This is a genomic window from Schaedlerella arabinosiphila (assembly GCF_003885045.1).
In the GTDB taxonomy this organism is placed as follows: domain Bacteria; phylum Bacillota; class Clostridia; order Lachnospirales; family Lachnospiraceae; genus Schaedlerella; species Schaedlerella arabinosiphila.
This window is the reverse complement of record NZ_RHJS01000002.1, coordinates 4,128,235-4,142,185: the sequence shown is the minus strand read 5'-3', so window position 1 is coordinate 4,142,185 and position 13,951 is coordinate 4,128,235. Positions and strand designations below refer to the sequence as shown.

Below are 13,951 nucleotides of genomic sequence, written 5' to 3'. Positions count from 1 at the left end.
TTAGGACGGACCGGAACGGAGTGTAGACGGGCTGGATACCCGCCCCATCACTGAATTGGCCGGATGCCGTGCAGCGAGTGCACGACAATTCATTATTTAGGAGATAGGCCGCAGCCTTTACGGAACCGTCATAATTCACATCGTCCTTCACTCCTTGCGGAAACGCGGCCTGGATCCAATATGGATCTATTTTTTTTATTTACAGCTTTTTAAATCCTTTTTCTCAGAAATCAGGTTATATTGAATAAGAGGACCAAATCAGGAAGGAGGGTGATGCCTTTTGGAAGACAGGGAGCTGATCCGGCGGATTCAGGACGGACAGAAGCAATACCTGAACGAGATCGCAGAAAAATATTACGACGACATATATTATTTCTGCTGCTATCAGACCGGCAGCCGTGAGGATGCCTACGACCTGGCCCAGGAAACCTTCCTGCGTTTTATCCGGTACGTGGACCGCTACCAATACCGGAATCTGAAAGGCTACCTCCTGACCATTGCTATGAACCTCTGCCGGAATTATGCGTGCGGTTCCGGAAAAGCCCCCGTCCTTTTGGAATCATTTGAATCGGAGCAAGGAGGAAGGGGCGAAGAGGAGGCGCAGGTTTCTTGCGGCAGGGAATATGAAGAACGGGAAAACAGCCTGCTTCTTGCGGCGGCGCTGCGCAGGCTTCCCGACATTCAGAGGGAGGCGGTGCTTCTTCACTATTTTTACGGCTACAAGAACCGGGAGATTTCCCGCATGACAGGCGCCTCTTACAGCGCGGTCAAGTCCCGGGTCAGACAGGGGCTTGAAAAACTGCAGCAGCTATTGAACAGGGAGGATTTCTATGAATGAAAAGATGAAAAAGGAAAAGCGAATCCAAAGCCTGCAGGAAGCATGGCGTTTCCAACTGGATGAATCCAAAAAGAACAGAAGCCTTGCAGTGATCCGCCAGGCCGCAGAAAAGAAACAGATCCGGCAGTATCCTTCGTTCCGGGAAAATCTGTGGAACCAGTTTTGCTTCCTGCCCTGGAAATGCCGTGCGGCCCAGGGGGGCATGCTGCTCGCGGCCATGCTGCTTGCAGGCTGGCTGAACAGCCAACATGCGGACGGCAGAGATTCCATCATCGTATGCTCGGTATTTCTTGTATTTGCCGGAAATATCTGTCTCAGCGGGGTGGCGCGCCTGTTTTCCTGGCACATGGCAGAGCTGGAGCAGACGCTGTACCTGAACTTAAAGCAGATGGTCTGCATCCGGATGCTGGAAGCCGGGATTCTGGATCTGGTTATCCTAAGCCTTTTGGCAGGCATGACAGGCCGGTTAAACAGTCTGGGAACAGGGGCTTACCTGCTGTATATGCTGGTTCCGTTCCTCTGGTCGGACGTTTTGTACCTGCACATGCTGACCGCGTTCCGAAATGGGGCGGCCGGCTACCGTCAGATCTCCGCCGGTATTCTGTGCGGCCTGCTGGCCTTCTTCCCGGTGTTCTTTGAGCATGCATACGAAGCGGCGTACCTGCCCTGGTGGAGGGGGCTGGGGCTGGCGGGGGCGGTTCTGCTGGCAGCGGAAATTTACGGGATTCTGGGAAAAATTGAAGGAGGAGACAGCCTATGCCTGAATTGACAATTGACAGGGTGACAAAACAATTTAAAAATAAGATCGCGGTGGACACGGTTTCCCTGGATCTGCACAACGGGGTCTATGGATTTCTGGGCGCCAACGGGGCGGGGAAGACTACCCTGCTGCGGATGCTCTGCGGCGTGCTAAAGCCCACATCGGGGGAGATCAGGTGCAACGGCACGGAAATCCGTATGCTGGACGGCGAGTACCGTTGCCTGCTGGGGTATCTGCCCCAGGACTTCGGATATTATCCTGATTTTACCGCAAAACGGTATCTGGAATACCTGGCTGCCTGCAAGGCGGTTCCAAAGTACCTGGCAAAAGAAAAGGTGCAGGAAATGCTCCGGCTTGTGGGGCTCGAAGGGGAGCAGAAACAGAAGATCAAGACATTTTCCGGCGGTATGATCCGCAGGCTGGGGATCGCCCAGGCGCTTTTAAACGATCCGGAAATCCTCATACTGGACGAACCAACCTCCGGGCTGGACCCGAAAGAACGGATTCGTTTCCGCAATATCATCAGCGCCCTGTCCAAAGGGAAGATTGTAATTCTGTCCACCCACATTGTGTCCGACGTGGAATTTATTGCGGACCAGATTCTGCTGATGAAGCAGGGGTGCATCGTGGAACAGGGGAACTCCCGGGAGGTGACCGGCAGCGTCCGGGGAAAAGTGTGGGAATACCTGGCAGAACCGGATGAGGCGGATCGGATGAATGAGACCTTTGCGGTCAGCAATCTGAAAAATGAAGGCGACAAAGTGTACATCCGGATCGTTTCCGACACCTGCCCCTGTGAGGGGGCCGCGCCGGCAGAACCGGGGCTGGAGGATGTATATCTGTACTATTTCGGGAATTGATGCAGCGACCACATTATATTCGGTAAAACTTCGAAGGAAAATCAGACAAGGCTGATCGGAATATCGTGCGGTCGTTCCATGAGTCCATCAATTGCGTAAATCATTGAAAAATACGGGGAGGCAGAAGCATGTGGAAAATATTTCAGGAAGAGTTTTATAAAATTGCGTCCAGAAAGATCGTCTGGATCGGGCTGTTTTGCCTGCTGGCATTCGTAAGATACCAGTTGTGGATGATGCAGGACGAGTACGCTATGACCATCGGCGGGGAAACAATTTACGGAAAAGAGGCCATCGAAAAGGACCAGGAGCTGACGGCAAAGTACGCCGGCCCCCTGACAGAAGAAAAAGTCAGGGACATCTATGAGAAATATGGTTTTTATTATCTGAACAGGGACACAGGGGAGCAGAGGGGAAACTTCTGCAGCCGTTTCATCACGGAGCACATGACCAACAGTATGCAGTTGAAAGAACCGGCTCTGGAGGAGATTCAGTTTTATCAGGGAACTGACTGGGAAAACAATGCGGCGCCGCTGCTCAGAGGCGATCTTCGATTTGACTATGTATACGGATGGGACTACCTGGCAGAAACATACGGAATTTTGATGACCTACGGACTGGCCGTCATATTTATCATCGGCTTGTCCTCGGTGTTTTCCGAAGAATATTCTCTGAGAACAGCGGATATCCTTCTCACCACACGAAGGGGAAAAGGCGGCGGTATCTGGATGAAAACAGCGGCGGCCTTCGGATTTGCGCTGGCGGTATTTCTGGCCTCAACCATCTATGTGTGGGCAATTTATCTGAAAGTATTCGGGACGCAGGGGCTTTCTGCTTCTTCGGCCATGATCGGGTGGGGTAATCGTTGGGGTTACTGTCCGGATACAGTGGCTGGCTTCCTGCTGTACCAGTTCTGTCTGGGGTTTGCCGGGACGGTTCTTTTGACCGCTGTGGTTCTGGCAGCTTCCGCTTTCTGTAAAAATGCATTTCTGGCGGTGGTGCTGTCCTTGACGCTGTACTTTATACCAGTCGTATGGCTGAAGCTGATCGGCCCCATGCGGATCTTTGGGTATACGGTGACGAAAGCGGTCTCACATTTTATGGCGTCCATGCCGGTTTATCTGCCCATGACCTGGGACTTCGCATTCCCGGCAGAACAGGTCATGCTGCATCTGGCGATTGCGCTGGCGGTGGGAGTGGCCGGCGTGGGGCTGGGGTATTGGCGGTACCGGGGGTATCAGGGGTAAGCGGATGCGCTTACCCCTGATTGCGGAAAGGCTGCGTTATCTGCGGGTTGATATAATTCTTTTTTTCTTACGGGAATTTTGCGCTAAAAATGCGGCGCAGATGTATTGATACACATACTGCACCGCAATAGTACTTTAATAACGTTCCAAAAATTCTGTCATTGTGACAATTTCCGGCACATCCACATCCAAAACCAGAAAATCCTTATCTCCTGTTACAAAGGCATCCACTCCCTCCATGATTGCCGTTGCCAGTATCGGAGAATCTTTCGTATCCCGCATTTCCGGAAATTCATTTAAGTTAAGTGCTTTTGGCGTATAAACAAGTTCAAACGGCAGTTCAAGAAAAAAACGATCAAGAAATTCCAGTTTTGACGGGAATTTTCGGTCAGTTACCAGACGCAATTCTTCGATTACATAATCACATACTACAATCTGATGTCGTTCTGTTAGACATTTTGCAAGATATCTTGTCTGTGCTGAAGGAAAGAAAATCATGGAGATAAAAATATTCGTATCGAGCATCACCCGCAAGCTAATACCCCCTTATTTCTTTTCTGATTTCCTTCATGTAGTCCTGCATTGAGTCTTCTGTCAGAAATCCAGCTTTTTCCGCTTCACCGGCAAATGCCTCTTCGACTCTTTTAAAAGCCTGCATTGCAGAATTTTCAAAGTAAAACCTACCGTTTTCCTCAAAAATCACAATCTTATCTCCGGTTTTCAAATTCAATTTATTTCTTACCGAAATGGGAATGGTAATCTGGCCCTTGCTGGAGAGCTTTGCTATTTCCATACTTCATCATCCTTTCAAAAACTTGCTTTATATTTTTGATTTTCTTTATATTTGTATTATAGGCGATATAAGGTATATTATCAATCGTTTTTGTCAGGAGAGATGTAGATTTCTATTGTGAGTGTTACTGTTCAAACCCTTTGGGTGCTCCAGTAACTTGTGAGTCACAGGTTACGGCCTAATCTCTGACAACTCCGCCGTCCAGATTCATTGATTCCCCGCTGATATTTTTCGCGGCGTCCGATGCAAGGAAGCACACAAGCTCCGCCACATCTTTGGGCTGCTGGAACCGCTTTAACGGAATCCCGGATTCCATCATTGTGCGGGCTTCCTCTGCTGACATGCCGGTATTTGCGCTGATGTTCTGAATCACCTCTTCGATCATCGGCGTCGCAACAGAGCCTGGACAGACCGCATTGACGGTGATATCATATCCGCCCAGCTCCGCGGCCAGCGCGCGGGTCATTCCGATGACCGCCGCTTTGGAAGAACAATAGCCTGATGAATTGGCAAACCCGTTTTTCCCTGCAATGGAAGCAATATTGATAATCCGCCCGGGCTTCTTATGGGTGATCAGATTTTTCACAACGGCCCTCGTACAGTAGAACGGCCCGTCTACATTTACAGCAAAAATTTTCTTCCAGACTTCCGTTTTAAAATCTGCCAGCGGAGATTCGATGGCAATTCCCGCGTTATTTACCAGAATATCAATACAGCCCGCAGTTTCCGCATATTCGGATACAACGGATTGTACCTGTTCCTCGCTGGAGACGTCGCAGCTAACCGGGAAAAAGGTATCGGATTTCTCTTTCCAGTCCGGCGCTTTCAGATCCAAAGCTATTACTTTTGCGCCTTCGCTTAAAAATTTTTCGGCGATTGCCCGGCCCGAGCCGCCGCCTGCACCTGTTACCATAACTACATGATTTTCAAATTGAAGCATTTATTTTACCTCCGTCCAGATTGAATGATGATTTGCACTGCTGTAGATCGCCTCGCATACGGCCGCATTTCGATAGCCGTCCTGAAAGGTCGGATAGGTGGGGGCGGCAGAGGGCGTTCCTGCGTCCATATCCCGATACACCTCCCGGAAGAATGCCGAGAACGTGTTTGGAAAACCTCCTGCAAAAGCGTTGGTTTCCTGCAATGTACCGCCAAATTTTTCAGCAGTGTACAGCTTATAAGGATCTTCCGAATCCCAGCGGATGGTCTGCCGGGTACCGGTGATCTCCATGGAAACATAATTGCTCCGTCCGTGGGTCACTTCGGATAAAAACAGATTGCCGATTGCGCCGCTGCCGAAACGCAGTGCGGCGATCACCGCGTCGTCTGAGTCCACACGGATTTTTTCCGAGCCTTCCTGCAAAGTTTCGTACATCATTTCGTCTTTTACATAGCGGTCGGGAGTAAATTTTCCATATGTAGCGCTGACGGATACGATCTCCTCACCTGTCAGAAACCGCACCAGGTCGATCCAGTGGGAGCCGATCTCTGTGGTCGCTCGCATGGGGCCTGCCAGAGCTTCCTGATACCTCCACATATAATCCGCAGGCAGTACATGAAATTCCTGCTCATAAGTACCATGGACAAGGCATAACCGTCCAAAATCCTCAGAAGATACCTTCTTTCGAAACGCATTGCATGCCTCATGGTATCTGACGTTAAAATTGACTGCAGTCACGATTTTCCGACTGAGGGCGAGTTCGTACAACTCTTTCGCTTCGGCGGCTGTCAGGCACAGCGGCTTTTCGCAGATCACATGTTTGCCGGCAAGGATCAGATCCTTTACCATCTGATAATGGAGGGTCGGCGGAGTACATACATGGACTGTCGTGATATCAGGATCAAGCGCCCGCTGAAAATCGGTGGATGCTTCCTCCACATCCCATTTTCTTTGAAAATCTTCTGTCTGTTCCGGTATGATTCCAACAACCAATGCAATTTTTTTTCCCATTCCTGTCAGTTCCTGGGCATGAGTATTCGCGATGTTGCCGGAACCGATAATTGCAATTCTCATAAATAAACTCCTTTCGTTTTTTTATCTGACTGTGAATAGTAACGTTTTTTGTGCATTTTGCATTACTGCCTTGCGTTCTGTTCGGTGAAATTATATAGTATAACTAAAAACGAAAAAAGGTCATTTGACATTTTTTGAAAAAAGGAGTCATGCTAATATGGACACAACAGATATGGATAATCGTTTTACAGAACAATGCGGCGGGGAAGAATTTCTGAGGAGAATTTCGAAGCGAATCTATGAGAATGCGTTGCCTGTGCATGTAAAGAAGGGAGGTATATTGATCCAAAAAGGAGAAAAGACACAGTATGCTTATTATGTAATAAGCGGGGCAATGTATGTACGGTCAGAATTTCTTGACGGGAATATATACCAGTTTTCGGTTTTAAAGAAAGGTTCCATTGTATCCGATATAGAAGTGCTCTCAGGTACCTTCATTAATGCTGCTACGCTTGTTGTGGCGGAAGATGTATCTGCTTTGAGGATTCCGGTCAAACTATTTGCAGAAGAACTGAAAACAAACATTGACTTTCTATATTATGTATCTTCCCAGATAGCGAGTAAAATGCACGCAAGCAGCTATGACCGGGGGCAGAATCTTTTTAAACGAGGAATACAGAAGACGGTGATCTATTTAATCAGCAGTTACGAAAAGGATGAAGATGAAAACGAGATTGTGAAGATTAAAAAGACCAGACCGGTGATCGCAAGCGAGATCGGCATCAGCGTGGAGACGCTCAACCGGGCAGTGAAGTTTTTAAAAAATCAGAATCAGATTACAATTATAAGGGGAAAGATCACAATCAATGAGACACAGTTTCAAGGGCTGATTGATTTTGCTGAAAAGGACGCATTGTACTGAGGTTATTTCTTCTGAGAACTATGGATTGCAAAGAGCAGAGAGGTGATTATTATGAAAAACAGGGCAATGAAGATGATGTGTATGTTGTTGGCAGCAGGGCTTCTGGCAGGATGCGCAGGAAAAGCAGGCGGGGAGGACAAAAAAGAGAAAAATGCAGGCGCCGCGGCGCAGTTCGGATTTATCACCGGTACAGGAGGACTCGGAGATAAAAATATGAACGATGCGTCCTATGAAGGAATAAAGGCGTTGGAGTCAGACAACGTGAAAATAAATGTAGTGGAGCCGGAGGAAAAATCAGACTACGAAAACATGCAGAGGCTGTTTGCAGATACCGGGGAGTATAACGGAATCTTTTGCATTTCTTTCGAACAGACGGACGCATTGTCGAAGGTTTCGGCAGAATTTCCGCAGCAGCGGTTCGTTTTGGTCGATTCGGAGGTCGAGGCGGATAATGTGACAAATGTATTATTCCGTCCGGAAGAAACAGGTTTCCAGCTGGGAGTCCTGGCGGGGCTGCTGGAAAAAGAAAATGCGCTGCCGCTGTTAAATGAAGAGCAGCGGATCGGATTTGTGGGCGGATCGGACAGCCCGATCATCAACCAGTTTGCAGCCGGCTACAAGGCAGGAATCTTGCTGGTGAATCCAGAAGCCGCTGTTGACATTGCCTATGTGGGGAGTTTTTCCGATCCGTCAAAAGCCACAGAGATAGCAAACGGATTATATGAAAACGGCTGCGATATTGTATTTGCCTGTGCAGGCGGTTCAGGGCTTGGCGTCTTTACATCCGCTGAAAAGATGAACGGGTATGCGTTCGGGATCGAGGTAAATCAAAATGACAATGCACCGGATCATATCATTGCTTCCGGCCTACGCCTTTGGAACGCAGTCATGAGCGACGTCGGCAAAAAACTGATCGCAGGCGAGCTGGAAAGCGGAACGCTGACCTACGGCCTTGCGGAAGAAACACTGGAGATCGGATACGAAGGAAGCAATGTAGAAGTAAGCGATTCACTGAAAGCGGAAGTGGATACTTATATGGAAAAGGTGGTTTCAGAAGAGTATAAACTCCCGGCAAATTTGGATGACGTGGAGCAATTTTTAGAAGAACACAAATAGCAGAGGCAGCAGAAAGGGGAACGCGGGATGGTGCATTTGCTTGAAACAAAAAAGCTGACAAAGGTCTTTGGCGATTTTACAGCAAATAAGGACGTGGATTTCTGGTGCGATGAAGGAAAGGTGACTTCTCTGCTGGGAGAAAACGGCGCCGGGAAAACAACTTTGATGAATACCATTTACGGCTTATACCAGCCGGATGGCGGCGAAATAGTATTTGACGGAAAAGCGGTGCATTTTAAAAGCCCGCGCGACGCGATTGCGTGTGAGATCCAGATGGTGCATCAGCATTTTATGCTGATCGACGAGTTTACTGTGGCGGAAAACGTAGTGATGGGAAATGAACCTGTCAAAAGGGGTTTGTTTCATACAAAGGAAGCGCGCAGGAGGGTTCTGGAAATTTCGGACGCATACCACTTTGGGATTGATCCGGCCCTGCGGGTTTCTGACCTGTCCGTAGGTGAAAAACAGAAGGTGGAGATTATCAAGGCTTTGTACCATGGGGCAAGATTATTGATCCTGGATGAACCGACCGCTGTTTTGACGCCCCAGGAAACGGAAGGTCTGTTCCAGGTGATACGCAGGCTGAAATCGTCCGGAAAATCAATCATCATCATTACTCACAAGCTGCATGAGACAATGGAGATCGCGGATGAAATATTCGTACTGCGGCATGGAGTCATGGGCGGACATGTAAAAAAAGAAGAAACAGATCCCTATAAACTGACCTGTATGATGGTGGACCATCAGCCCAGAGAATTTAAGAAAGAGACGCTGATGCCCGGTGAGACGGCGCTGCATATAGAGGAACTGGACTATGTAAGGGAAGACGGGTCTAAGGCATTGGATTGCCTGAGCCTGGACGTGCACAGCAGGGAGATCTACGGCATTGCAGGAATCGAAGGAAACGGACAGCTGGAGCTTCTGGAAGTGATCAGCGGGATATTAAAAGGGTGGACGGGACAGCTTGAGGTGCTTGGAGAAGATATATCCGGCAGGACGACCAGGCAGATTGTGGAATCCGGAGCGGCATTTATCCATTCAGACCGGATGGAGCGGGGGCTGCTGCTGGGACAGGACGCCGCCATGAATGCAGCTCTGGGGAATCAGTACAGTGATCTCGTAACGTCGAAGCATAAAATCGACTACAAAAAGATTGACAGGATGCTGGAAGAGATTTTTGAAAAATATCAGGTTTCGCCGCGGAACAAAGCCCTTCCGCTGAAAAATTTTTCCGGGGGTAACCAGCAGAAAATGATCATCGGCCGGGAATTTTATCGAAATCCAAGACTGGCGGTCATTGCGCACCCGACCCGCGGAGTAGATATCGGCGTATGCGAGATCATCCATGAAAGTATTCTGGAGCTGAAGAGACAGGGGGCGGCCATCCTTCTGATCACAGCCGATTTTGATGAATTATTCCGGCTGAGTGACCGAATCGGTGTGATATACGAGGGACATATGGTGACGGAAGATATTGCTGAAGCATTTACCCCGACAAAATTAGGTTTCTATATGGGAGGTGGGAGAGAAAATGAGGATTAAAAGAACGTTGGGAAAACTGTCGATCCCCCTTCTTTCCATACTGATCGCAATGCTTGCGGGGAGCGCAGTCATCCTTGTATGCGGCTATTCGCCCGGAGCGGCATATTCCTCGCTGCTGCGGGGAGCCTTTGGATCGTTCCGCTCATGTATGGGGACATTTGAGAAATGTGTTCCGCTGATTTTCTGCGGCCTGGCGGCTATGGCCGCGTTTAAGAGCGGAATTTTCAACATCGGGCTGGAGGGACAGGTTGTGGTCGGGGCGATCGCATATATCCTGACAGGATTGAAGATTCAGTTTCTTCCGCTACCGCTCCATGTACTGGTGTGCAGCATATTCGCAATGCTTGCCGGCGGACTTTGGGCTATGATCGCAGGCGCAATGAAGGTTTACTGCAGGGCAAACGAGGTGGTTTCGACGATTATGCTGAACTATATTGCGTTAAATCTGGCGGAATATTTGTTTTCCGGTCCGTTTATGGCAGAGGGGACCATTCCCCAGAGCGAAGCGCTGGAAACGTCAAAATTGCTTCCGCCGGTCTGGGAGGGCTCGAAGATCACCTGGGCCTTTGTAATCGCATGCTCTATGATCCTGTTTATGGGGATATTCTACAGGTATACGGTGACCGGATACAATATGATTGCGGCCGGAGACAACTATAAGGCGGCAGAGGCCGGGGGAATCCGCATGAACCAGACGCGTCTGCTGTCCATGGCGATGTCGGGCGGTATAGCCGGAATTGCCGGAGGGCTTTTGGTGGCGGCGACTTATGGCCGATATGTGATCGGAATGTCCTCAGGGTATGGGTTTGACGGAATGGCCATTGCCGTACTTGGACAAAATTCAGCGGCCGGAGTATTTTTATCCAGCATTCTTTTTGGAGGACTCAGGACAGGAAGCCTTTCTATGGCAATGTTTGAAGGGATTCCCTCGGAACTGGTTTCGATCCTTCAGGGACTGATCATATTAACAGTCTCGGCTCCGCTACTTATAAAATCATTCAGGATCAAAAGCAGGGGGAAAAAGCAATGAATACAATTTTAAATATAATTGCATCGTCTATCCGTATGTCCATTCCTCTTGGTTACGCATCCATAGCCGGGGCAATCTCGGAATTTTCAGGCATTGTGGCATTGGGCCTGGAAGGTTTTATGACGATTGGAGCGTTTTCGGGAGTGCTGGGCGCATATTACTTCGGCAATGCCTGGATCGGTGTTCTGACAGCCGCGGCGGTGGGCGCGTTATATGCGCTGATATTCGGCGTGTTTTGTATAAAATACCAGTCCAACCAGGTGGTGGCCGGCGTGGGAATGAATATCATTGCTGAAGGTCTGGTTTCCGTTTTGATGATCGGTATTTTTGGAAGCAAAGGAAAATCTGAGATGGTGGATTCCCTTTCTGTCATCCATATTCCGGTCATCAAAGACATCCCGGTACTGAATGTACTGCTGTCCGGTTATTCCGGTCTGGCCTATCTCCTTGCGGCTGTGGCAGTCCTGTCCTGGGTGGTGATATATAAGATGCCCGTCGGAATCCGCCTTCGGGCGACGGGAATCAATGACAAGGTGGTTGACAGTCTGGGGCTGCGGTCCAACCTTATAAAATATATATCTGTTATGGTCTGCGGAGCCTTATCCGCGCTGGGCGGAGTGTTTCTGTCATTGAGCCAGCTGAATTTTTACAGCAAAGATATGGTGGCTGGAAGGGGATATATCGCATTGGCAATCTTTGTGTTTGCAAAGAAGAATCCTATGTACTGCGTGTGGATTTCTGTTTTATTCGGACTGACAGAAACGATACAGCTGCGGATGCAGGCATTTCCGATCCCGACACAATTCTTATCTATGATACCGTACTTATGTACGCTGCTCATGCTGCTTTTTGCGGCAAAAAATTTCAAAATTCGGAGGAAGGAACATGTTTAATATCACGGAAATGAAACCCTGTATTCAGAAAATTATCTCATTTGGGCCGGACATAGGGCTGATTCTGGGAAGCGGACTGGGGGCATATGGAGAAAAGCTGGAAAACGCGGAATATATCGAATACAAGAACATACCGGGTTTCCCGGTCTCCCACGTGGAAGGGCATAAAAACAGGTTTATAATTGGTACATTGTACGGGAAAAAGGTGATTGCCATGCAGGGAAGGTTTCATTATTATGAGGGGATAGAGCCGCACCTTCTTGCCCTGCCGGTGCGTATTATGAAAATGGCAGGCGTCCGGACGGTGATACTGACAAATGCGGCGGGCGGTCTGAATCCGGATTTTGTGCCGGGAGACTTAATGGTGATTACAGATCATATAAACCTGTCCGGAATCAATCCCTTGATCGGCGGGAATGAAGACGCCTTTGGGCCCCGTTTTCCGGATATGACGAAAGCGTATCATCCGGAATACTGTGAGAAAATTATAAAAGAAGCAGAAGAAATGGGCATCCGGCTCAGACAGGGAATTTACGTGATGAATACAGGTCCGTCCTATGAGACGCCGGCAGAGATCAGGATGATGCGGCTGCTGGGCGGGGATGCGGTGGGAATGTCCACGGTTCCCGAGGTTGTGGCGGCAAGGCACTGCGGTATCCATGTGATTGGTATCTCCTGCATCACCAATATGGCGCCGGGGATTCTGGATCAGCCTCTGTGCCATGATGAAGTGATAGAAACCGCGGAAAAAGTAAAGCATAAGTTTGAATGTATATTGGACAGGATCATCGGAAACATATTGTAAAATCAGCACAGAGCCTGCGGACGCTCACACAGCTGTCCACAGGCTTTCCCCATGTTCCCGAAGCCACTTCTGCTCCTTCTTATACTCCGGCAGTACGGACTCCACGATATCATAAAACGCCTGGGAGTGGTTCATCTCCCTGCGGTGGGCCAGTTCATGAACCACGATATAATCCAGCACCTCCTCAGGTGCGAAGATCAGCCGCCAGTTAAAATTCAGGTTTCCTTTGCTGCTGCAGCTCCCCCAGCGGGTTTTCTGCTCCCGGATGGAGATGCGGCCGTATGTAACCTTCATGACAGACGCATAGTAGGCGGCCTTCCGTGTAAAGATCTCCCTGGCCAGCTCCATATAGCGTCGGCGTTCCGATTCGGGGAGGGGAGGAGGGGGAGGAGACGCATGCTCGAAAGCACGGGTCAGATACTTTAGGATCCAGGCTTCCTTTTCGATCAAAAACCGGTCGATGGAAGCTCTGGAAGTGCGCCTTGGGGCGCGTACCCTGACCTGCCCCGCGGCAGTGATCTGGACGGCCAGAGTCCTGCGGGAACTGTAGATGAGCTCATACCCCTCCGGGTATTCCGTGCCCCTGTCTTCCTCAAGCTGCCGGAGACGGTCTGCCAGAGGACGGGGAAAAGGCTGCATTGCCATAAAACGATCCCTCCTGATTCCAAATGATCCGGTCATGAGAAAAGTCCAGACAGTCCCCACAACCTTTTGCCAACGCCACCTTACCACAATTCCGAAAAAACATCAAGCCGGAATGAATCTGTTGCTGCTCACACCTGCATTTTTCACAGAACGTGAATCTTTTTCAAATCTTATTTTTGTATACATTATTCTTTGATTTTTTTCAAAAAGTGGTATAGAATATAGGTAACTGTTTGGCACAGATTTGTTTAGAGAGAAGTGATCGGCATATGGCAGAAGTCAGAAAGCACATCGTGTTCCACGGCCGCGTACAGGGCGTGGGTTTCCGGTATACGGCAAAATATCTGGCGCTGTCCCTGCATTTGACCGGATGGGTGAAAAATGAATGGGACGGCACCGTGACGCTGGAGATCCAGGGAAGAGAACCACTGATCCAGAAGCTCCTTGTGGGACTGAACAGCAGTCAGTTCATAAAGATCGAATGGATGGACACGGAGGAGATTCCGCTGGAACAGGAAAGCAGCTTTAAGGTCAGATAATTCAACAGGA

16 protein-coding genes are annotated in these 13,951 nt (G+C 49.2%); 11 read left to right on the top strand and 5 right to left on the bottom strand.

All coding sequences use genetic code 11. The features are described from left to right. The first annotated feature begins 280 nt into the window (after positions 1–280). The 4 genes from EBB54_RS19705 (at position 281) to EBB54_RS19690 (ending at position 3,702) form a co-directional block, all read left to right on the top strand. Positions 281–838 (top strand): RNA polymerase sigma factor, encoded by a 558-nt coding sequence (locus EBB54_RS19705; RefSeq protein ID WP_125128642.1) that lies wholly within the window; start codon positions 281–283, stop codon positions 836–838. After that, on the top strand, positions 831–1,607 hold the full coding sequence (locus EBB54_RS19700; protein WP_243127734.1) for a hypothetical protein: 777 nt from the start codon (positions 831–833) through the stop codon (positions 1,605–1,607). Before EBB54_RS19705 ends, EBB54_RS19700 begins: the two co-directional genes overlap by 8 nt. Further along, positions 1,595–2,458 carry an ABC transporter ATP-binding protein gene (locus EBB54_RS19695; RefSeq protein ID WP_125128641.1) on the top strand — a complete coding sequence of 288 codons (864 nt, stop codon included), beginning with the start codon at positions 1,595–1,597 and terminating at the stop codon, positions 2,456–2,458. Before EBB54_RS19700 ends, EBB54_RS19695 begins: the two co-directional genes overlap by 13 nt. Before the next feature lie 128 nt (positions 2,459–2,586). Next, entirely contained in the window at positions 2,587–3,702 is a 1,116-nt protein-coding gene (locus EBB54_RS19690) for an ABC transporter permease (protein WP_125128640.1), read from the top strand. Between the two features lie 135 nt (positions 3,703–3,837). On the opposite strand, the gene EBB54_RS19685 is transcribed toward EBB54_RS19690, so the two are convergent. The 4 genes from EBB54_RS19685 to EBB54_RS19670 form a co-directional block, all read right to left on the bottom strand. Further along, on the bottom strand, positions 3,838–4,227 hold the full coding sequence (locus tag EBB54_RS19685) for a putative toxin-antitoxin system toxin component, PIN family (RefSeq protein WP_243127733.1): 390 nt from the start codon (positions 4,225–4,227) through the stop codon (positions 3,838–3,840). Between the two features lie 10 nt (positions 4,228–4,237). Continuing rightward, the gene (locus EBB54_RS19680) at positions 4,238–4,495 is read right to left on the bottom strand and encodes an AbrB/MazE/SpoVT family DNA-binding domain-containing protein (RefSeq protein WP_125128639.1); all 258 of its coding nucleotides are present in this window, start codon (positions 4,493–4,495) and stop codon (positions 4,238–4,240) included. Between the two features lie 178 nt (positions 4,496–4,673). Beyond that, positions 4,674–5,435, bottom strand: a complete 762-nt coding sequence (locus EBB54_RS19675) for an SDR family NAD(P)-dependent oxidoreductase (protein ID WP_125128638.1) — start codon at positions 5,433–5,435, stop codon at positions 4,674–4,676. Next, positions 5,436–6,509, bottom strand: coding sequence for a Gfo/Idh/MocA family protein (locus tag EBB54_RS19670; protein ID WP_125128637.1), 1,074 nt, complete (start codon positions 6,507–6,509; stop codon positions 5,436–5,438). It lies immediately after the preceding gene. Between the two features lie 157 nt (positions 6,510–6,666). Here EBB54_RS19670 and EBB54_RS19665 point away from each other — a divergent pair, with 157 nt between their 5' ends. From EBB54_RS19665 to EBB54_RS19640, 6 genes are read left to right on the top strand one after another with little or no spacing between them, the layout of a single operon-like run. Then, entirely contained in the window at positions 6,667–7,371 is a 705-nt protein-coding gene (locus EBB54_RS19665; RefSeq protein ID WP_125128636.1) for a Crp/Fnr family transcriptional regulator, read from the top strand. A gap of 51 nt (positions 7,372–7,422) precedes the next feature. Then, positions 7,423–8,487: a BMP family lipoprotein gene (locus EBB54_RS19660; RefSeq protein ID WP_125128635.1), complete on the top strand. Its 1,065-nt coding sequence runs from the start codon at positions 7,423–7,425 to the stop codon at positions 8,485–8,487. A gap of 36 nt (positions 8,488–8,523) precedes the next feature. Beyond that, a complete protein-coding gene (locus EBB54_RS19655; protein WP_162307171.1) occupies positions 8,524–10,029 on the top strand; it encodes an ABC transporter ATP-binding protein in 1,506 nt (501 codons plus the stop codon). After that, the gene (locus EBB54_RS19650) at positions 10,019–11,059 is read left to right on the top strand and encodes an ABC transporter permease (RefSeq protein ID WP_125128633.1); all 1,041 of its coding nucleotides are present in this window, start codon (positions 10,019–10,021) and stop codon (positions 11,057–11,059) included. The genes EBB54_RS19655 and EBB54_RS19650 overlap by 11 nt, the downstream gene beginning before the upstream one ends. Then, positions 11,056–11,952 (top strand): ABC transporter permease, encoded by an 897-nt coding sequence (locus tag EBB54_RS19645; RefSeq protein ID WP_125128632.1) that lies wholly within the window; start codon positions 11,056–11,058, stop codon positions 11,950–11,952. Before EBB54_RS19650 ends, EBB54_RS19645 begins: the two co-directional genes overlap by 4 nt. After that, positions 11,945–12,757, top strand: coding sequence for a purine-nucleoside phosphorylase (locus EBB54_RS19640; RefSeq protein ID WP_125128631.1), 813 nt, complete (start codon positions 11,945–11,947; stop codon positions 12,755–12,757). The genes EBB54_RS19645 and EBB54_RS19640 overlap by 8 nt, the downstream gene beginning before the upstream one ends. A 24-nt stretch (positions 12,758–12,781) precedes the next feature. Here EBB54_RS19640 and EBB54_RS19635 read toward each other — a convergent pair whose 3' ends face one another. Beyond that, entirely contained in the window at positions 12,782–13,402 is a 621-nt protein-coding gene (locus EBB54_RS19635) for a M48 family metallopeptidase (RefSeq protein WP_193554373.1), read from the bottom strand. Positions 13,403–13,671: 269 nt separating this feature from the next. Between EBB54_RS19635 and EBB54_RS19630 the strand changes: the two genes are divergently transcribed. Next, positions 13,672–13,941, top strand: coding sequence for an acylphosphatase (locus EBB54_RS19630; RefSeq protein ID WP_125128630.1), 270 nt, complete (start codon positions 13,672–13,674; stop codon positions 13,939–13,941). The last annotated feature ends 10 nt before the right edge of the window (positions 13,942–13,951 follow it).